Source organism: Acididesulfobacillus acetoxydans (genome assembly GCF_902729405.1).
GTDB lineage: Bacteria > Bacillota > Desulfitobacteriia > Desulfitobacteriales > Desulfitobacteriaceae > Acididesulfobacillus > Acididesulfobacillus acetoxydans.
In genome coordinates this window covers 2,389,000-2,407,860 of the sequence record NZ_LR746496.1, presented here as the reverse complement: position 1 = coordinate 2,407,860, position 18,861 = coordinate 2,389,000, and the positions used below count along the sequence as shown (strand labels likewise).

Genomic DNA, 18,861 nt, shown 5'->3' with positions numbered 1-18,861 from the left:
CCACGAAAACCAGCCGCCAACTGAACCCCGCTCCCACAAAGAGCGCCCCTTTACGGCTTAACTCAAGAATATGATCTATGTTTTGCCCGGAAGCAATGATCGGAATCGGCCCCTTCCGGAGAAGTCTGATCTCACAGAACCGGGACGTAAACCTTTTGCACCACAACCCTTTTGGCCTCCCGCGTGCCTCGCCTCGACGGCCGCGGGCTTTTGTTTCAGTTCAGCCGCCTGAGCAAAAAAATTGTTATAAGGCTGCCTTTCCGGACACTTTTTTCTCGTCAAAAATCCTGTTTACGCTATTAGCATCTTGGAATGACATCAGACGACTTCGAAAATTAGTTAGCGCGTCAGCACTGTGCCTTGGGCCAGGTTATTGACAAAAGGAAAAGAAGGGGTTAGAATCTAGATACTCTATATGACGCTGTCATATAGGTGATGCTAAATAATGAGGAGGTCTTGGAAATGTGTGGACATCACGGTGACTTTAAGGGAAAAGGCTGGGGATATGGTCATCATGGCTGCGGTTGCCATGGGGAACACCATGGCGGATCAAACGGCCACGAACATGGCCCCCACTTCGGCGGACATGGCTGGGCTTATCTGACCCATGAGGAGCGCGTGGAGCGTCTCGTACAGGCGAAAGAAAGCCTGGAGGCGCAACTGGCGGAGATCCAAAAAACGCTCGCCCTTTTGCAGCCCACCGCTAAAGCCGATGACGCTGCCCTAAGCGCTCAAGAAAGCTAAGGTTTCCTTCCTGCCCTCTTCTGACCCGTCTGACTCTGAGAGAGCTCCGCTGTGCCGGGCTCTCTCAGGTCCTCCTCAATTGCAAAGGCGAGGCTTTCAATGTCGGGAGCGGCAACCCCCGGCATTTTTGCCCCTTGTTTTCTCTTGGTGCTGCTGGTAATGCCTTTACGGCAAGGTCAAGGAAAGCCGTTAGGTTAAAGCCGTTTTCAAAGGTATCCTGGCCTCTTTTGTCGGTTTAATGACCCTAAAGCAGCCGTATTCCCGCCGGAGGCGTCGTCGGCGTTAGAAGATCCTTTGCGGCCGGCTTGCCGATGATCTCATCCACCGCTTCCGTAAGAGCCGCGCTCACCTTCGCGATCTGTTTTTCCCGTTCCCCATTGAGCTGACGTTGGGAAAACGGTGCCGCCAGAGCACTCTCACTGTCCAGAAGTTCGGAAACCGTCAAGGCTTGCGTCACTTGCCCGCTCAATTTCTCCGTCGCCCGCATAGCACAGCGCTTGTCACAACCATCAATGGTAATCGTGGGAAAAGTCCGGGCAAAATAGCGCTCTTCTTCACCCCCGGCCAAGAATAGGGGCAAGCAAATTGTCACCGTACGACCCGGCCGGGCGCTTTCCAAAACGTGACGGGCGGCCAGGCGGGAAATGCCGCCGCCGGCACACTCTTCGCCGCTGCAAGAAATAATGCCTACTTTTTTGACCTCAACCATTGCCTTTCCCTCCTTGCCGGGCTTCATCCACTTTCAGCGCAATCTGGTCCGCCAGCTCGTCGCTGATCTGCCAGCCATCTGAAGTGAGCTCCGTCGCACTCCCGGCCTGCGCCCCCCGATGCGTGCGGAAAGCATCGACCACACGCAGAGAAGCAAAGATTTCGCCGCCGACCAGGCGGACATTTTTCTCGGCGCACATTTTGGGACAGCCATCGACGGTGATGGTCAGGCGGCCGTTCATCCGCTCCTGAACTTCCGCGTCTTGGGTTACGATTTCCGCCAGACAAGCCAAGTCGGTGTCTTGCGGGCGCAACTCGCCCTTCACTTTAAACACCGCCTCCCGGCCGATCAAGCCATGAACCTTCCCGATCCCACTGCAGGGAATCAGCATGACACTTTCTTTAGACATGGAAATCCGCCACCTTATTTTTAAGATATTCGAGATACTGTCCGGCGTCGAGCAGCAATTCCCGGTCCGTTTCCCAGTCCGTAAGCTCCACTTCGGCTATCCAACCTTGTTCATAAGGATTTTCGTTCACCCTTTCGGGCGATCCTTCCAACTCTTCATTGACAGCGACAACTTTCCCGGCTACGGGAGCGATGACTTCAAACACTGCTTTAGAAGATTCCAGAGAGCCTAACACCCCGAATTGTTCCACCTCGGCTCCGAGTTCCGGTGCCGAGAAGAATATGATGTCCGAGAGACTCTGCTGCACATAATCACTCACCCCGACCCGGGCCCGTTGGCCTTGCACCCAAACCCAACAATCGTTTTCGTTAAAAAAGAATTCACCTTGAGGAACCCGGAAACGGAATTTATCCTGGCGGAACTCCGTGTAAGTGATCGAAGCGGGAAAATCCACGCCTGAATCCGTCTGCCCCTTCCCGTCCGGGATGGCAGCCGTTTTCTCTTCCCGGTCTGTCCGGGCCGTGAATAAGGCCGCCGCTAAATCCAGGGCACTTCGCTTCGCCAGGGCCAATGCTTCCGGCTCCAAACGCAAGGAACGACCCAGCTTGAGATTTTCTTTCTCCGTCAACTCGCTGACATTGATCTTTTTTCCGACGGCAAAGCCCGCCTCAGCCGCCAGTTTACTGGCACAGCGGGTGTTGCAGCCGTCCAACACAAGCCACTGTGTCTCCTCCTTGACCTTGGCATAGACGGAGGGCGCACTGTGGAGAAAAACCGGACAGGCCAGAGTTTTGGCTTGATCTTGTGCCAGATACAGCGCTATCTCCCGTGCCAGTTGCCCCGCAGGCTTGTCCAAACCATTGCAGGGTAGTATGCCCCAACGTTTCATCATGCTCCCTCCTCCTTGCGCAGGCGCTTGATTAAGTCCGTGACTTCCGTCTTGTTTGGGAAACTCAAAGCATCCGGACCACAGGTTTTGGAGCAGGCCCGGCAGAAGACCACACAATGTTCGGGATGGGCGACCACGAGCCGCCGTTCTTCCCGGTTCACTTCATAGACCTTGTGCGGGCAAAATTTGTCACACTCCAGGCAAAAGGTACACTTTTCATAATCGATCACGGGAGCCCAGGGGATTTTTGCCCGAGTCACCCCCATGAATGTGGTTTCACTCATCCTTCTTTCCCTCCATGCCATCCAGGGCCGCACTCACCGTCTCGACGGCCTTCTCCGTGGTCATGTCCCGGATGTCAATGGCTACAAGGTCTTTCTTGACATCAAGACCGGCGTCGGCAAAAGCCTGCTTGAACATCTTTACCTGCATATTGGGCGAACAGGCCCCGATAACCACCGGCCGTCCGGCTTTCAGGTAATCGGACAGGAAACGGTCTCCGTCTTCCTCACAGAGCTGTGGGTGAATAAAGCCATATTCCACAGGCAATTCCACCCGCACCTGATTAATAAAATCCCAAATATCCATCTGTGCAAAGCCCGGACATTTCCCGGTACAGACACACATGATAAACCCGGGTTTTTCCGCCATCGTCTTCTCCTCCTCCTAGAAAATGATCCTCATCTAACCTATATCCGATACTTTCTACCACACATGCCGCGGTATCCGGGGTCTGCGGGGTCCTCATTCCCACCCTTTGGAGCCCGCTTCAATGACACCTACACCCGGAACTTGTCCCAGCACTCATCCTTGTACTTGCCTTGGCAATCATCCCACAACTCATCCCAGAACTGCGTTACACTCGGGACTTAGCCGCAGCTGTCGCAACTGCCGCACTCTTGTCCACTGGCCGCTGTCTTAATCTGGAAACCGCCGCCGGCAGGAGACTCTACAAAGTCGATCACGGCTCCTTCCAGATAAGAAGCCAGCTTATCTTCGGATAAGATTCTTACTCCGTTTTCCTCATCGACCGTATCGTTTTCTTTTGCAGACTCATCCAGAGTCAAGCCGAAATTCGGCCCCCCTCAGCCAAAGCCCGCGATATAGACTCTCAGATATCCTGATTCAAGATTTTGTTGGTGCAGTACCTCCTGTACTTTCACCGCCGCTTCTGCCGTAATGCTGACCATTTTTAGTGCCTCCTCTTTTCAGGGTCCGTCTGTCTGAATGTTCTGGTGAAAGTACGAACCTTCACACGGGTACACACGGGTTTAAATGACCGACTCGCGACACTCACCTCCACCGTGAGTCGATTGACCACTCCCATCCTGTAAGGCTAGAATATCCAAACCATAAGTCGAATATCCGCTGGAACTCTCCTGAACAGCCTTGTCATGATTCAATTATAATATCGTTATATGCCCATGTCAATAAAGTTGATTAAACTTCACCGGCAAAATCTTGGCCCTATTGCCAAGATGCACGACCCTTGACTGCCAACCCATATCACGCTGCTCCCTCTCATCTTTTAATTCAGCCCTTGCGCGAGGTCCCTGACTGTCTGCAAAGCCGCATCAATTTCCTCTGCGGTCGTAAAATGTGAAGGGCTGAAGCGCACGACGCCCTGATCCAGTGTCCCGATCATCCGGTGAGCCTGAGACGCACAGTGCAGACCTGCCCGGGCCACGATCCCTGCCCTTTCTTCTAAGATATAGCTCAGCTCGACAGAGTCCATCTCACCCAGGTTAAAGGCAATGATCGGAGCGCGCCGTTCCACCTGTTCATTTCCATACAGTTTCACACCCGGAATTTTCTTTAACCCCTCCCATAGCTTGCGGCAAAGCTCCTGTTCTCTGACCCTAATCTTATCCATCCCTTCCGTCAGAATGTAACGGACTCCTGCTCCCAAGCCGGCAAGGCCGATTCCGTTGAGTGTCCCGCTTTCCAAGGCGTCCGGCAAAAAGTCGGGCTGACGCACCTCTTCAGAAAGGCTGCCCGTACCTCCGTAAATTAGGGGTTCCAATTGCAGATCGGCGTTTATGAGGAGTCCTCCTGTTCCCTGTGGGCCCAGAAGTGCCTTATGCCCGGGAAACGCCAGCAGATCCAGTGGCAGGCGTTTCATATCGATGGGAAAAACCCCGGCCGTCTGCGCCGCATCCAGAAGATAATAGACCCCCCGCTCATGGGCTATCTGCCCTATTTCCCGGATGGGCAGCATGGTTCCGGTGACATTGGAAGCGTGCAGGGTAACCACCAACTTAGTATTGGATCGAAAGGCCTTGCGATAAGCCGCTAAATCAAACTCAGCTCCCGGAACTCCAGGCACTTCACTGACTTCCACTCCCCGCTGTCCCAAAGCATATAGTGGCCTGGCCACCGCGTTATGTTCCAATGAAGAGGTGATCACATGGTCTCCGGGACGCATGAGTCCAAAGAGCGCCAAATTCAAGGCATGTGTCGCATTCTGAGTAAAGATGACCCGAGTCGGATCGTTCGTTCCAAACAACGTGCATAAATCCACCCGCGTTTGATGGATGAGCCTGGCCATTTGCATGGCCGCACCATGCCCACCCCGGCCGGCATTTCCTCCTTTACGCATGAGAGCCTCTTGCACTGCCAGGCCCACGTCCTCAGGTTTCGGCCAAGTTGTCGCCGCATTGTCCAAATAAATCATAGCCACACTCCTTTCACCACCTGACTTTACGCCTAAACGTGGTTGTTGAACTTTCCAAGGACCTTACTGGCTTCTTCAAGGCGCCTAACCTCACCACGTCAACGGTGCGAATCCATCCTCCCGGGCCTCGTAGACACCGGTAAACACCACCCCGTCATCGATTAGATCATCGATAATTTCCTTACGCTCCAGCGGCAGACACAGAGAGGTGTTGCAGCCGGAACGCAGACTGCGGGGTGTCGGAATAGACGCAAAAGGACAACCGGACCGGTCAAGAATCCTCTCAGCCCCCAAGGCCTCCGTTAAAGAAGGAAACGTTAGCAAAGCCCGATAATCCTTGAGTTTACCATAAAGCATGAACCTTCTCCTCCACCTTATTCTCTCTGCAGCCGGCATCGAACCGGCAAAGTGACATTGCATGCCTGACCAAGCTAAAATGATCATAGTGTTTAGAATAAGGCCTTCAGTCATTTCCTATATAATCATATCATTATTTTGCCCGGTTTACCACAGATTTTTCTTGAGCTGTGGTCGTTTCTTCTTTTGAATGGTACAGGGAATTCGGCACTTTTTCTGATCCCAGGATGAAGTCAACCGGGAACTGCGCCGGCTCATGGTCAGCAGTCGCACGACATCCTTTCGCTTGCATCAGACGCTTGAATCTTTCCTGTTTGCCCTTGTCAAAACCTCCGTGTAAGTGTACAATGTTTAATGTCCATATAATCATATCCTAATCTGGAGATGAGCCCTCTCCCGACTTTGAGAGCGAAGCATCGAAAAAAAGGAGGATTTTTAACATGCCAACGGTTAAACTCATTCAAGATCAGGAAGCCTCACCCGAAGTTCAAGGGATGTTCAAGCACCTCGAAGAGGACAAAGGAATGGTCCCACCGACTTTCCGCGCTCTGGCCAATTTCCCCGCTTATATGAAAGCCACCCTGGAGAAAATGCAGGTAGCAATGGCTCCCGGCAAACTGGACGCTAAGACCAAATTCTTCATTGCCCTCACCACCTCCATCAATAACGGCTCCGACATGTGCATCACCTCACACACCCAGCAGCTGAAAAAGATGGGAGTCAGCGAAGAAGAGCTTCTCGAAATGATTGCCGTCATCGATGCTTCGACTGGCATGAACCGGGTCAACACGGGACTGCGCATCTTTCCGCAGGCCTAGTATTTCTCCCCGGCGGAGTGTTTAGTGTTTTGCAAGAGCATACCAGACAGGGGAAGGGAAGGGAACTCCTCCGGGTTGCCTTCCCTCCCTCATGTTAGCGGTTCTTTTGTGCAGGGGAAGGAGTATTCTGATGAAACCCGTCTATATCCGCACTGATTATCCAAGCGGTCGTTCACATTTGCTTCTAAAAGTCCTTGATTCTCCCGACCCAGAGCTCAATCATTTTCTTTTGGTCCTCAGCCGTAAAGGTATGTTATGGGTCGACGTTTTTTGGGCCTACGATGCCGAAGCGGAGCACTATTCGCACACTGTAGCGGAACAAGAATTTTGGCACACTTTCCGGGAGTGGAGGCTCGGAGGAATCAGCTTGGGCAACAATGAAACCGTCGCCCAGTTTCTCTCACACAAGCGTCTCTTTGCCCGTCAGGCAGGGGCGGCGTGTCCCTTTCAGAATCGGAACCCCGGACCCTTAGGCCAAATCTGAGTTCTGCGTCCGCCTGACCTTGCGAAATTCTAGAGGACTCTCTGCCATAGGTGTAGGCCTGTGCGCAAAGAGTTCAGCTTTATTCAACGCACTGCCGTCCAATGACAGAGAGTTTGAGGTAGCAGTGAACAAATTCAAGGTAGAGTAGGAGTGAAAGAAATAATGACTATTGGAATTTTCCCTTGTCAAGGCCGTTGTAATGTGAGTATGATGACAAAAACAGTGGCTGAATTTCTCCTTGACGACCAAATAGTTCGCGTACTTCCCAATTTAAGTTTACCTCTTAACAACGAAAGTGGTGTTAACGAAAAGTATATTGCCTTAAATGGCTGTCCGGCTAAATGTGCTTCAAAGGAATTTGAGCTTGCCAAAATTAGCCCGGATGCAGAAATAGTCATTACCAAGGATTTTGATCCCAAAAATAACGAGAAATATGCAGTCTTATTGAATATTGATGAAGAGATACAATTGGTACAAGAAGTAATCGATAGATTGTCAGGCGGATCCGGCCCTTTTTAATTGTTTCTTCGTCCCTATCGGGGACAGGGCAGCGGAATTCGCCGGGCACTCAAGGCCCGTTCCTTTCTCGTTTTCCTTGTATTGACTGCCTCCGCACGGTATCACATACATACTGAAGGCCGGGATGTTACGAGCATCCCAGCCTGCACAACCGGGCCGCAGTGAGCGGCCGTAGGGGTTTACGAAGAAGTAGCCTCCGTCTCAGGGGTGGGCTACTTCTTTTTTGTCATATTGCCCATACCCGCAAAGAACGGCTCCCCACTGCAACAGTAAGGAGCCGTTCTCCGAACTCAGGTCCTCGCCCGCGTGGAACTTCCATCCGGGTTAAAATACTTCCGTCCCCAAGACAAGGCAAAGTTCACCAGTCCGATCATCACTGGCACTTCAATCAAGGGGCCGATGACCGCCGCAAAGGCCTCGCCGGAGTTGATCCCAAACACAGCCACCGCGACGGCAATGGCCAGCTCAAAGTTGTTGCTGGCCGCCGTGAAGGCGAGCGTCACCGTCTGAGAGTAAGGAACACCCTGCCGCCAACCCATGAAGAAGGAGACCGTAAACATCACGGCAAAATAGATCACCAGGGGAATGGCGATGCGTACGACATCCATGGGCAGGGATACGATATACTTACCTTTAAGGGAAAACATAAGAATGATGGTGAAGAGCAGGGCGATTAAAGCCAAAGGACTGATTTTCGGAACGAATTTTGTTTCATACCATTCCTTTCCTTTGACCGGTATGAAGATGAGCCTGGTGAGCAGGCCCCCCACAAAAGGAATACCTAAATAAAGCAGCACACTCTGAGCCATCTCCCAAATACTGAGATTGATTTTGACCGTGTCCGCCGTCAATCCCAGCCAATGCGGCAAAACAGAGATGAAGACATAAGCATAAAACGAGTAGAAGATCACCTGGAAGATGGAATTGAGCGCGACCAAAGCGGCCGCGTACTCGGGATCCCCTTTCGCCAGACTGTTCCAAACGATGACCATGGCGATGCAGCGGGCCAAACCGATCATGATCAAACCGGCCATGTACTCGGGATAACCATGCAGAAATATCACCGCTAATACAAACATGAGCAGCGGACCGATGATCCAGTTTTGAATCAGGGATATGGTCATGACTCTCCCATTTCTAAAGACCTTGCCTATTTCCTCATATTTTACTTTAGCCAGGGGCGGATACATCATGATGATCAGTCCGATGGCCAAAGGAATATTGGTCGTGCCGCTTTGAAAACTATTGAGCCAAGCGGCCATGCCCGGAATCAGGTATCCGGCTCCGATCCCGACCGCCATGGCCAAGAAAATCCACAAGGTCAGGAAGCGGTCCAACATTGACAATTTGCGGCTTACCGGCAATTCATTCATTTCGCTCTCCTCCTTAAAAGTGAACACGTCTAGACTTCAGTTTTCCCGATAATTAAACGACAGACTCTCCTTGTTCCAGCGATGCGGCACCACACTGATCTCAGCCGTCCCGGGATATGAGCGCAGGACCTTGTCCAGATAAACCGCTACACCCTCTTCTTCCACCACGATATAATGATCCGGTGGCCGCCTCGGCCTGCCCACTTCCATCATTGGGGCCGGGATATTCCCGGCAACACACCCGGTGAGCCGGCCCTCGAATAGGATCACCTGCCCTCCCCGGCGACGAATCACAGCCGCCGCCTGCGGGGTGATATGGATGTTCATCCGGTTCTTACCTCCTCCGCCTCTCCCGCGGGCACAAACATAACCACCCCGGCGAACCGCTCACCCCAAAACTTGCCGGGCCAGTTTCCATAAAGAATGCAGCCCCTGAACATCCTTTGCCGCCAATGGTACCTGCAACAAGAAGGCTTGGGGAAAACGCTCTTTCATTAGCCGGCGGGCTTAGAGGCTTCAATCGTCGCGGATACAACAAAATCCTCAATCTGCCTATCCGGGGCCCACTCCCGGATAAACTCCCGCGATTCACTTTTCGGCCGAATGCGGATATTCCTAAACCCTGATTTTTGCAGCATCCCCTCTAAGTCATCCACAAGGCTGGCGCCCGCCATGCAGCCGGCATAGAGCTCCAGGTCTTTCCGTATTTCCGCCGGCAGGGGGGCTGAAGCTACCACATCAGAAATGGCCAAGCGCCCGCCTGGCTTGAGCACACGATAGGCCTCATCAAATACCCTTTGTTTATCCGGAGACAAGTTGATCACACAGTTAGAAATGATCACATCAACTGAATTATCCGCCACCGGTAAGTTCTCAATTTCGCCCAAACGAAAATCAACATTATGATAATCGGTGGCAGCGGCATTTTTTCTGGCCTTACTCACCATCTCCGGAGTCATATCCACCCCAATCACGCGCCCCGCCGCTCCCACTTGTTTAGCGGCCAGAAAACAGTCGAACCCGCCTCCGCTGCCCAAATCGAGAACAGCTTCACCCAACTTCAGGTGTGCTATCGCCTGAGGATTACCACACCCTAAACCCATATTGGCTCCCTCCGGCACTTCCCCAAGTTCTGAGGAGGAATAACCCAGCTGTTGAGAAATTTGCGTCATGAGACCGGAGTCTTCATTACCACAGCAGTTGGCACCCGGTGAACAACAACTGCCCTTTCCCTGAAGCGCGATGGAAGCATAGTTTTTGCGCACCGATTGACGAATGTGGTCATTTTCGACATTTGACATTATTTTGTTACCTCCCCGAATTTGAGCCCTACCTGCCACTATGAGTTGCCCATTCTCCTACCTTCATCCATTTTCAGCCCTCATTACATCAATTTTTTTTGATGTAACCCCCCAAAAAAAGCGGGGCCTTAGAATTTAAAATCCGCCCCAATTTGCCGGGTATATTGTTTCAGGGTATCCATGTTTAAAGAATAGAATTTCCATTTACCTCTAGGCTCTTCGGTTACGAGCCCTGCTCCGGCAAGCTCCTTCATATGGTACGAAACCCTGGACTGAATCATCTCAAACTCCGCCATAATCTCACAATTGCAGGCACCCTCAAGGGCGGGTGAGCAGCATAACAGTTCGTTGCTCTGATGATCTACAAGCATCAACAGTATTTTGTAGCGAATGGGGTCACTCAAAGCTTTGGAAATTTTCGCGACATCAATCATAGTATCTCCATTATATCAAGAAATGTTGATAAATCAAGCAACCAAATAGCTGAGATAGCTGAGGTCTATTCCCAAGCTTAGGGTTGGTGGGTGCGACATCCTTTCACTTGCATCAGGCGTTTCCCATCTTCAGGAACTGCGCCCTTTACAGCAGAAGTTTTATGCCTTTCCGGATATTGCGGGTACGGCAGGGGAGTCCCCACGTTGCCCGTTTCCATTCACTGGGGTAGAGCTTCTTTCAATATTTCCACCATACGGACCCGGTTTGGCACCTTGCCCACCAATTTGACCTGTTCGTCGATAACCAGGGCCGGTGTGCTCATGACCCCGTAGGAAATGATTCCGGCCACATCCTGGACCTTCTCAACGTCCGCCACGATCCCCAAATCATCAATGGCCTGACGCACTACTTTTTCCAGTTTGGCACAGTTGGAACAACCGGATCCCAAGATTTTGACCTTCATATCGCATCGCTCCTCTAATTTCGTTAAGTCTAATATTATCGTACCACATTCGTCCCTCTTCTGTTAAGACCTATCCGAATACCTTAAACCCCGGGGTGTACCCGTCTAGTGCATGATCCAATTGAACAGATACCCCACGAAAAGAATGGTAACCGTCAAGATCCCGACAAAAATACCAATGAGTTTGGGTTTGAGAACCTTGCGCAAGATGATCATCTCCGGCAGACTCAAAGCGGTCACAGACATCATAAAGGCCAACACGGTTCCCAGAGCCATCCCTTTCTCAAACAGGACATTGACAATCGGAATGATTCCGGCGGCATTGGAATAAAGAGGCACCCCAATGGCCACAACCAATGGGACCGCATACCAGCTGCCGGGTCCGGCATATTTGACCAGGAAGTTCGCGGGTGCGTAGCCATGCATAAAACCTCCGATGGCAATCCCGATGATAACGTACAACCAAACCCTTTTTAGAATATCAACGACATAGCTCCAAGCATAATCCACACGTTCCCGCCAAGTCATAGCCGCTAGCTCGGACTCACCCATCTTAATATCGTACACATACTCCTCGACCAAGTGCTCCAATTTCAGCCGGCCGATGATCACCCCCCCGACGATGGCCACAATGACACCGGTGGCAATATAAATGGCCGCGATTCTCCACCCGAACATGCCCCAGAGCATGACCAACGCCACTTCATTGACCATCGGGGAGGAAATCAAGAAAGAAAAGGTTACACCAAGGGGCACTCCCGCTTCCACAAAACCGATAAATACCGGCACCGCCGAGCAAGAACAAAACGGGGTCACGATCCCCAAAAGAGCCGCGAGGACATTGCCGACAAACTCCTTCTTCTGGCTGAGAATTTTCCGGGTCCTTTCCGGCGAGAAAAAACTCCGGATTAAAGAGACAAGGAAAATGATCACCGCCAGCATGATGAATATCTTAAGAGTATCATTGATGAAAAAGTCCAGAGCCGTCCCCAAGCGGCTGCTGGGCAGCAGCTTAAACAGCTTGAAGGTGACAAAATCCGCAAAAGCCTGCAACATATAAATTTCTCCTCTCCCGACTGAGAATAAGTTTAAGCCATCCCCGTGACTGAGCCCCCGCGAGTGCTATGTTCGCCCTGATCCGTCACCGAATGCTTCGCGCGGAAGCCCCTGGCTTCAGACGTCTTTAGGCATGGGGTGGTTGACGCGATAGTAGACAAATTTCCCCACTCTCTGCCCCAGCACCAAGCCGGCATTTTCCAAGACTTTGACATGATGGGAAACGAGCGATTGATTCAACTGAAAAATGTCCATCAACTCACACACGCAATGCTCGCTGGTTTCTAAAACCCGAAACATTTTGAGACGGGTCTCATCGCCCAAAGCTTTGTAGCGTTTGACTTCCTGCCGGATTTCAACTTCGTTAAATTCGGGCAAGCCTCCAACCATGGGTAGTTCTGCCGTCACTCTACTCCTCTCCTTTCTCATAAACGTTCCCCTTTCTCCGACTGTTTAGGATTACTCCGTTTAAGTTAAGTCAGTTCTTTCCACTTTCCTTTCGAGTATCTTTCAAATCTGCCCATCGAAAGTAGGGCTTGAATCTTATTATAATCACATACTTATATATGTCAATATGTTGTTCCGAAATATTTATCATGCCCCTCCTCGCCCATTGATACTGCTGCCAGGCCGCCCGCTCGCCAGGACTTCGTCTCGTTTTCCTTTCGGTCCTTGTCCCTGACTTCTTAAACCCAAGATCCCAAAATAGGGACACTGACGGCATCGAAGCGCACCGAAAGTGTCCCATTCGCTCGACAGTCAAGGCTGCCCCCTCATCAGGCTTTTACCAGGTTAGCCCCTACCTTAAGTTGTTTCCGTCACTGTTCGACACTTAACTTCCGAATATCCGCCATGATCTTCTGCGTGATCTCTTTCATCTTGTCCTCGTCAAAATCCGGTCCCGGTGTTTTCTCCAGATGAAAATCCTCATCCAGGGCATAACTGAGATCAATTTTTACCCCCGCCTTAGCCAATGCTTTGGCTAAACAGCGCGCTTCACAGCCATCGATCACCACTTGATAATCATCATAGAGCAAGACCTGACTCGGACCTTCGATTTCCGGATACAGGGCCAGCGGGCAGCGCATAAACGCATTGGGAATTGTCCGCACGATCTCACGCGGCATGAAACCGCTCATCTGTCCGACATTTGAACTTCCAAAACAACCGTTCACGCCCATTGTTTTACCATACTTGTCATGCTGAGCCACAATTGTCTTTCGGGCTGTTTCCATTTTAATAGCATCGACGGGCATCTTCTCCATAAATAAACTCCCCTCTTCCAGCGACTTAACTCGCATCTATTACATATTCATCATATGCTAATATATTCACCCAGTCAATAGGCAGCCTTAAATATTTCCTGCTTCCGCGTCATCCTCGCCCAGTTCCCGCCCAGTTCCCGCCCTGCCCGGTCAATAGACCCGTCCCGCCGTTTTAAGGCTCCCATGGGGTATTTCTCGGCTCTGATCGGATTTTGTTGATTTTGGCCCTTGCCAAAATCGAGGGTTCCGTATACAATACTCTCAAGTACATTATTATATTCTAATTTCTGTATCTACCTCTCCCTATTTTGAGCGTGTCCCATCCACAGCAAGGGGGTGTTTAGCGTGCCACCGGCCAAGCTCATTCAAGATCAAGAAGCATCGTCTGAAACCTAATGGATGTCCAAACACTTTCAACAAACGTAAGGAGGTCGTCAATTCATGTCCAGTCACGTTCTGCAACAGACTCCCCCAAGGAAAAAGTATATTTTAGCCAGTGTCGCTGTCGGAGCTTTTCTTTCGACCTTTGACGGTGGCGTGGTCAATGTCGGCCTGCCCAAGATGGCGGCTGAGTTCAGGGTAAGCATTTCCATGATCCAGTGGGTACCCTCGGTCTATCTCCTCACCATGTCCGCTCTCCTGATCATCTTTGGCACCCTGGCCGATATGTATGGGCGCAAGCATATCTACAATGGCGGCTATGCCGTGGTTGCGGTTTTTTCCATCCTTTGCGCCCTGACCAACAATATTTCTTTACTTATTTTGACCCGCATGCTCCAAGGCGTCGGCGGAGCCATGATCATGGCCAACGGTCTCGCCATTGCGACGGAGAATTATCCTCCTGAACAGCGCGGCAAGAATATCGGCACCTTAGCCTCTGTTGCCGCCATCGGCAGTTTGGCCGGTCCTTCCCTCGGCGGGATCGTGATCGGGCTCTGGGGTTGGCGCTGGATTTTCATTCTGAACTGTCTGGTCGCTGCCTTAGGCTTTACGGTTTCCCATTTGATCATTCCCGCCGACCGAGGGAAAGGAAAAGGGAAAGCGAAGAAGTTTGATGCCTGGGGTTCCCTTTATGTGATTGTCGGGATGGTCAGCTTTATCTATGCCATCTCCAATTTGAACGACTTCGGTTGGAGTTCTCCGATAATTCTCATCTCCCTTGCTCTCTTCCTTCTCAGCGTCTTGGCCGTTGCCATTCAGGAACGCCGGGCGGAGAACCCCGTTCTCGATTTTGAATTATTCAAAGTACGTATTTTCTGGACCTCCATCATCGCGGCCCTCATTTCCTTCATCACCATGTACTCCAGCACCATTCTCATCCCTTTCTATTACCAAAAGGTCCTGGGCTACTCGCCGCAGGCCGCAGGCCTGTTCATGATGGCCTTTCCCTTAGGCATGGCCGTGATGGCCGTTTTTGCGGGACGGCTTTCCGACAAGATAGGGTATGCTCTGCTGACCACCGGGGGAATGGTTCTCAATGCCCTCGCCTTGATCCTCCTGGCCCATGTCGGCCTGCGCACCCCTCTCGTTCAAGTGCTCCTGGCGGTGTTCGGAATGGGTGCTTCTCTCGGTCTTTTCCAAGCTCCGAATAACTCCTGCATCATGGGTAACGTTCCCAAGAACAAACTGGGCATCGCCACCGGCATCAGTCAATTGGTCAAGAATCTGGGCATGGTCTTGGGGATCACGTTATCCGTGGCTGTCTTCCAATATGGCATGCGCGCGCGGACCGGACTCGCCTATTCCGATGCCTTCGCCCCCAGCGCCGCCACCGTCTACTACTTGGCCGCAGGCTTGAGCATCGTCGGAGCATTCTTTTCACTCAACCGCGGTCACAGCAAGCCTCTGCCGATTGTCAACGGCAAGAAAGCTTAACAGTGGATTGCTTTTCAAATAACCATAGCCATTTTCCACCTGATGAAGAAAATGGCTGGCTGCTCTTCCACCTTGCGGGAAGAGGGCCTATACGACTGCCCCTCTGTGATGTATACTAAAGTGGCGTAAGATGAGGCAATGGCGCCTACAACCGGATTTGGTTGTAGGCTTTTTGTCTTGGTGAGTAAAAACTCAAGGAGAGTGTTTAGCATGAAACTATTTACCTGGATTTCCGACCACTTATTGTTTTGCGTCCTCGTAGTAGGCACTTTTTCGCTCCTTTTTCCCGGACCCGGCTCCTCCTTGAGTTGGATCGTGACACCCGTCCTGGCCATCATGGTTCTCAACGTAAGCCTGACCCTGAAAGCGGAAGATTTGAAACAGGTCAAGGGCCATCCCTTGATGATTTTATGGAGCGTGTTTCTGCAATTTATCCCCATGTCCCTCTTCGCTTTAATGCTGGGCAAATTGTTTGCACCGTGGACCGGTATTCGTACCGGGCAATTACTTCTGGGTAGCCTCCCTGCAGATGTTTCAGCCCCTCTGATGGTTTATCTGGCCGGAGGCAGCACGGCCCTGGCAACGGCAATGCTGGTCATGTCCATGGCTCTCACTCCGTTTGTTTTGCCCAATGTGCTTGCTTGGTTCGGCGGGATTACGTTCCAAGTGCCCGTATCCTATTTGGTTGGGGAATTGACCGGGATCATTGTCATACCGGTCATCATCGGCATCCTCTTAAACTACCGCTCAGCCCAGGTCCGTGAGAAAGAACAACTTTGGTCGGGTATCGCCTCCCTGTGTTACATTGTCCTTCTGTTTGTTGTGGTTTCATCCAATGCCAAAGCAATCATAGCCTTAAAAACGTTTGCCCTATTCATCGTGTTGGCAGAAATCGCCCTGAATCTCTTCGGCTTTACGCTGGCCTACTTGTCCAGACTTATCTTTAAACAGAAAGACACGTTTCTTCCCCTCCTGTTCCTGGTTAGCAGTAAGGAATTTGGCATCGCTTCCGCGGCAGTGGAAACGATGAAACTAAATACCGTTCTGGTCATCCCTTCTGCCTTTTACGCCGTTGTGCAGATGATTTCGTCACCCACCATGGTTAAAATAATCAAACGGAAATTTAAGGGCGGGCTGAGTAACCGCCGCTGATGCCCCGGCGGGATTGACCCCCAACCGCCTATCATCTGGCTCTGACCTTCCGCTGTGGACATGTGTGAGGCATAGTTTTTGCACTCAGAACCCCGTTCTCAATCAATAGTATATACGATATAATTACGCTAAAAGTATATACAAAGGAGGTTGCCGCATGGAAAACACGAAAATGACACCCATCCGGATGCCAGTAGAACTGTTATCAGAACTGGATAAATTGGTTGGACCGGGAAAACGCAGCAAATTTGTGATTGAGGCGACAGAGAAAGAACTACTCCGGCTGAAACAAAAGAAGGCTTTGCAGTCAACAGCCGGCATCTTTAAGGAAAAAGACTATCCCGGTTTTGCCACCCGTGAAGACAGTTACGATTGGGTGCGCCAGCTGAGGGAAGAAACGGAAGCTCGGAGGAGGGAAATGTTTGCGCAGTAACGGTTTTCTTCTGGACACCACTCTTTTGATCGATTTTCTTCGTGGACGAGAAGAAGCAGTGGCTATGCTGAACGGGTTGGTCGAGGAGGGGCCGCTGGCTTGCTGTCCGGTAACGGTGGCCGAGCTGTTTTCCGGGGCCGGGCCGGACGAGCTGCACCGGATTGAAGAATTGTTTGACGCCTTGGTTTATCATCCGATTGATTACCGGACGGCCCGCCGGGCCGGCTTATACCGGCGGGACTATCAAAGAAAAGGTATCACACTCTCCATCTCGGATACCTTGATAGCCGCCGTGGCGGTGGAAAACTCCCTCACTTTTCTGACGAAAAACGTTCGCCACTTCCCGATGCCGGAACTGGCGGTTATAGAGTACAGCTGACGCAAGAAGGTATGTGCTCGCAGATGACCTTCACCTCAACTCAACTAAGCACAGAAGGCCCCACATGGGGCCCTCTGTGCTTCTCATAGACAGTGTCCGCCTTTTCCATGGCACTCATTACAAACAGAATGACCAAGAGGCTTAGCCGCATGCCCCCTGGCTAAAGCCGGCTAAAGAGCTTTCCCAATCAAAAAACTCGTGACCAAAACAGCCAGAACAAACAAGGTAATAAACGTGTATAGATGGTCTTTTTCAACAAGAAACAGCAGGACGGAAGCCGCCACCCGGAAAACCGGCGTGGCGATCAAAAGGACCAGTCCCAAAGTGATGACTGCAGCGGGTTTGAACAGGACAATTCCCGACCAAAGGAGAGGAATTGAAGTGGGAAAGACATCGATTGGATAGCCCGAAACCCCCCTGGCAAATAAAAGCACTATGCCTAAGGCCATGACAATGGCTGACAAATAAACGCCAAAACGCAAGCTGGAACTGATAAACAATTCCGCATCAAATAAATGGGTCTGACCGGCGGGTTCCTTGCCCATTACATCCACCAACCTTTCCAGAGCATTTGCAGAGCGACATAGAGCAAGATGGGAATGAAGATGAGACGCAAAGTCTTGTTATTTAAGCGTTCCATGGCTTTGGTTCCCGCCTGCGCCCCCAGGAGCACTCCCAGAGCCACAGGGCCGGCCACCAAGGGATTGATGTCCCCGCGCGAAAAGTAAACCCCCGCGCTGGCGGCGGCTGTCACCCCGATCATAAAATTGCTGGTCGCTGTGGACACTTTCATCGGCAGCTTCATAAAGACATCCATGCCGAGGACTTTAAAAACCCCGCTCCCGATTCCCAACAAACCTGAAATGACGCCCGCTCCGTACATCACCGCATAACCGGGATAAACCCCGGTGACTTTATAAGCCACGGTTTCGTCGAGGGCTTTATCATAATAGGCGCTGCTCAATTTTAAACGTGTGGCGACGGGGTGTTCCACGACATCCATTGGCAATTCAGAGTGCCTTTTGTGAAACATGGCCCCGGCGGAATAGATCATCAGCACCGCAAAAACGATGTACAACACTTTGGGCTCAATCAGGCCGGCAATGAAAGCCCCGGTAATCGCTCCCAAGGTGGTCGCGGTCTCCAAAAACATCCCGATACGGATATTGGTTATCTTGTCCCGGACATAGGCGATCGCGGCCCCACTGGACGTGGCGATGACCGAGACGATACTCGCGCCAATCGCCTCATGAATAGGAACATTCAAAAGCAATGTTAAGGCAGGAATGATGATAATCCCGCCTCCCAGACCCAACAACGACCCGATAAACCCTGCAAGAATAGAAAAAGCAAAGATGATGAGACTTGATCCAATCAACAACTGACTCTCCCCCTGTCAATCCTAAATTCTGTGCTTACTAAACAATCTCTTTTTTCTTTACCCCTCAGCGTTTTCTCACATTGCTTCCTCTCTTACAGTAAATGTAATTGCGATATTATTTTTCCCCCACTCTGAGCCGGAACAA

Annotated in this window: 26 protein-coding genes; 8 read left to right on the top strand and 18 right to left on the bottom strand. The window is 51.4% G+C overall.

Annotated elements, in window-relative coordinates; genetic code table 11:
- Window positions 1-462 precede the first annotated feature (462 nt).
- A complete protein-coding gene (locus tag MNU25_RS10620; RefSeq protein WP_240985044.1) occupies window positions 463-744 on the top strand; it encodes a hypothetical protein in 282 nt (93 codons plus the stop codon).
- 244 nt (window positions 745-988) lie between these two features.
- Here the strand turns inward: MNU25_RS10620 and MNU25_RS10615 are convergent, their stop codons facing one another.
- From MNU25_RS10615 to MNU25_RS10580, 8 genes are all read right to left on the bottom strand, one after another.
- Window positions 989-1,453 carry a putative zinc-binding protein gene (locus MNU25_RS10615; protein ID WP_240985043.1) on the bottom strand — a complete coding sequence of 155 codons (465 nt, stop codon included), beginning with the start codon at window positions 1,451-1,453 and terminating at the stop codon, window positions 989-991.
- Window positions 1,446-1,862: a putative zinc-binding protein gene (locus MNU25_RS10610; RefSeq protein WP_240985042.1), complete on the bottom strand. Its 417-nt coding sequence runs from the start codon at window positions 1,860-1,862 to the stop codon at window positions 1,446-1,448. The genes MNU25_RS10615 and MNU25_RS10610 overlap by 8 nt, the downstream gene beginning before the upstream one ends.
- Complete coding sequence (locus MNU25_RS10605) at window positions 1,855-2,754, bottom strand: putative zinc-binding protein (RefSeq protein ID WP_240985041.1); 900 nt, start codon at window positions 2,752-2,754, stop codon at window positions 1,855-1,857. The genes MNU25_RS10610 and MNU25_RS10605 overlap by 8 nt, the downstream gene beginning before the upstream one ends.
- Window positions 2,751-3,035 carry a 4Fe-4S dicluster domain-containing protein gene (locus tag MNU25_RS10600; RefSeq protein WP_240985040.1) on the bottom strand — a complete coding sequence of 95 codons (285 nt, stop codon included), beginning with the start codon at window positions 3,033-3,035 and terminating at the stop codon, window positions 2,751-2,753. Before MNU25_RS10600 ends, MNU25_RS10605 begins: the two co-directional genes overlap by 4 nt.
- The gene (locus MNU25_RS10595; protein WP_240985039.1) at window positions 3,028-3,402 is read right to left on the bottom strand and encodes a hypothetical protein; all 375 of its coding nucleotides are present in this window, start codon (window positions 3,400-3,402) and stop codon (window positions 3,028-3,030) included. The genes MNU25_RS10600 and MNU25_RS10595 overlap by 8 nt, the downstream gene beginning before the upstream one ends.
- A 218-nt stretch (window positions 3,403-3,620) precedes the next feature.
- A complete protein-coding gene (locus MNU25_RS10590; RefSeq protein WP_240985038.1) occupies window positions 3,621-3,941 on the bottom strand; it encodes a HesB/IscA family protein in 321 nt (106 codons plus the stop codon).
- A 338-nt stretch (window positions 3,942-4,279) separates the two neighbouring features.
- Window positions 4,280-5,425, bottom strand: coding sequence for an aminotransferase class V-fold PLP-dependent enzyme (locus MNU25_RS10585; protein WP_240985037.1), 1,146 nt, complete (start codon window positions 5,423-5,425; stop codon window positions 4,280-4,282).
- 90 nt (window positions 5,426-5,515) lie between these two features.
- Window positions 5,516-5,782 (bottom strand): putative Se/S carrier protein, encoded by a 267-nt coding sequence (locus MNU25_RS10580; RefSeq protein WP_240985036.1) that lies wholly within the window; start codon window positions 5,780-5,782, stop codon window positions 5,516-5,518.
- A gap of 440 nt (window positions 5,783-6,222) precedes the next feature.
- On the opposite strand from MNU25_RS10580, the gene MNU25_RS10575 reads away from it, so the two are divergent.
- The 3 genes from MNU25_RS10575 to MNU25_RS10565 all read left to right on the top strand — a co-directional run bounded on the left by MNU25_RS10575 (window position 6,223) and on the right by MNU25_RS10565 (window position 7,603).
- Window positions 6,223-6,600 carry a carboxymuconolactone decarboxylase family protein gene (locus MNU25_RS10575; protein ID WP_240985035.1) on the top strand — a complete coding sequence of 126 codons (378 nt, stop codon included), beginning with the start codon at window positions 6,223-6,225 and terminating at the stop codon, window positions 6,598-6,600.
- Between the two features lie 130 nt (window positions 6,601-6,730).
- Window positions 6,731-7,084 carry a hypothetical protein gene (locus MNU25_RS10570; protein ID WP_240985034.1) on the top strand — a complete coding sequence of 118 codons (354 nt, stop codon included), beginning with the start codon at window positions 6,731-6,733 and terminating at the stop codon, window positions 7,082-7,084.
- Window positions 7,085-7,234: 150 nt separating this feature from the next.
- Complete coding sequence (locus MNU25_RS10565; RefSeq protein ID WP_240985033.1) at window positions 7,235-7,603, top strand: putative zinc-binding protein; 369 nt, start codon at window positions 7,235-7,237, stop codon at window positions 7,601-7,603.
- Between the two features lie 290 nt (window positions 7,604-7,893).
- On the opposite strand, the gene arsB is transcribed toward MNU25_RS10565, so the two are convergent.
- The 8 genes from arsB to MNU25_RS10525 form a co-directional block, all read right to left on the bottom strand.
- Complete coding sequence (arsB, locus tag MNU25_RS10560) at window positions 7,894-8,976, bottom strand: ACR3 family arsenite efflux transporter (RefSeq protein ID WP_240985032.1); 1,083 nt, start codon at window positions 8,974-8,976, stop codon at window positions 7,894-7,896.
- Between the two features lie 36 nt (window positions 8,977-9,012).
- A complete protein-coding gene (locus MNU25_RS10555; RefSeq protein ID WP_240985031.1) occupies window positions 9,013-9,303 on the bottom strand; it encodes a CC/Se motif family (seleno)protein in 291 nt (96 codons plus the stop codon).
- Window positions 9,304-9,470: 167 nt separating this feature from the next.
- Window positions 9,471-10,277 carry an arsenite methyltransferase gene (locus MNU25_RS10550; protein WP_240985030.1) on the bottom strand — a complete coding sequence of 269 codons (807 nt, stop codon included), beginning with the start codon at window positions 10,275-10,277 and terminating at the stop codon, window positions 9,471-9,473.
- A gap of 128 nt (window positions 10,278-10,405) precedes the next feature.
- A complete protein-coding gene (locus MNU25_RS10545) occupies window positions 10,406-10,711 on the bottom strand; it encodes an ArsR/SmtB family transcription factor (protein ID WP_240985029.1) in 306 nt (101 codons plus the stop codon).
- Between the two features lie 218 nt (window positions 10,712-10,929).
- On the bottom strand, window positions 10,930-11,175 hold the full coding sequence (locus MNU25_RS10540) for a thioredoxin family protein (protein WP_240985028.1): 246 nt from the start codon (window positions 11,173-11,175) through the stop codon (window positions 10,930-10,932).
- 105 nt (window positions 11,176-11,280) lie between these two features.
- A complete protein-coding gene (locus MNU25_RS10535) occupies window positions 11,281-12,231 on the bottom strand; it encodes a permease (RefSeq protein WP_240985027.1) in 951 nt (316 codons plus the stop codon).
- Between the two features lie 117 nt (window positions 12,232-12,348).
- The gene (locus MNU25_RS10530) at window positions 12,349-12,639 is read right to left on the bottom strand and encodes an ArsR/SmtB family transcription factor (RefSeq protein ID WP_240985026.1); all 291 of its coding nucleotides are present in this window, start codon (window positions 12,637-12,639) and stop codon (window positions 12,349-12,351) included.
- A gap of 410 nt (window positions 12,640-13,049) precedes the next feature.
- Window positions 13,050-13,496 (bottom strand): putative zinc-binding protein, encoded by a 447-nt coding sequence (locus MNU25_RS10525; RefSeq protein WP_240985025.1) that lies wholly within the window; start codon window positions 13,494-13,496, stop codon window positions 13,050-13,052.
- Between the two features lie 441 nt (window positions 13,497-13,937).
- Here MNU25_RS10525 and MNU25_RS10520 point away from each other — a divergent pair, with 441 nt between their 5' ends.
- The 4 genes from MNU25_RS10520 to MNU25_RS10505 all read left to right on the top strand — a co-directional run bounded on the left by MNU25_RS10520 (window position 13,938) and on the right by MNU25_RS10505 (window position 17,335).
- Window positions 13,938-15,371: an MFS transporter gene (locus MNU25_RS10520; RefSeq protein ID WP_240985024.1), complete on the top strand. Its 1,434-nt coding sequence runs from the start codon at window positions 13,938-13,940 to the stop codon at window positions 15,369-15,371.
- 210 nt (window positions 15,372-15,581) lie between these two features.
- Window positions 15,582-16,523: a bile acid:sodium symporter family protein gene (locus tag MNU25_RS10515; RefSeq protein WP_240985023.1), complete on the top strand. Its 942-nt coding sequence runs from the start codon at window positions 15,582-15,584 to the stop codon at window positions 16,521-16,523.
- 157 nt (window positions 16,524-16,680) lie between these two features.
- Window positions 16,681-16,956 carry a YlcI/YnfO family protein gene (locus MNU25_RS10510; RefSeq protein ID WP_240985022.1) on the top strand — a complete coding sequence of 92 codons (276 nt, stop codon included), beginning with the start codon at window positions 16,681-16,683 and terminating at the stop codon, window positions 16,954-16,956.
- A complete protein-coding gene (locus MNU25_RS10505) occupies window positions 16,946-17,335 on the top strand; it encodes a type II toxin-antitoxin system VapC family toxin (RefSeq protein ID WP_240985021.1) in 390 nt (129 codons plus the stop codon). Before MNU25_RS10510 ends, MNU25_RS10505 begins: the two co-directional genes overlap by 11 nt.
- Window positions 17,336-17,505: 170 nt before the next feature.
- Here MNU25_RS10505 and MNU25_RS10500 read toward each other — a convergent pair whose 3' ends face one another.
- Together MNU25_RS10500 and MNU25_RS10495 are read right to left on the bottom strand one after the other, a co-directional pair.
- Complete coding sequence (locus MNU25_RS10500) at window positions 17,506-17,880, bottom strand: DUF1634 domain-containing protein (RefSeq protein ID WP_240985020.1); 375 nt, start codon at window positions 17,878-17,880, stop codon at window positions 17,506-17,508.
- On the bottom strand, window positions 17,880-18,713 hold the full coding sequence (locus MNU25_RS10495) for a sulfite exporter TauE/SafE family protein (protein WP_240986801.1): 834 nt from the start codon (window positions 18,711-18,713) through the stop codon (window positions 17,880-17,882). The genes MNU25_RS10500 and MNU25_RS10495 overlap by 1 nt, the downstream gene beginning before the upstream one ends.
- Between the last annotated feature and the right edge of the window lie 148 nt (window positions 18,714-18,861).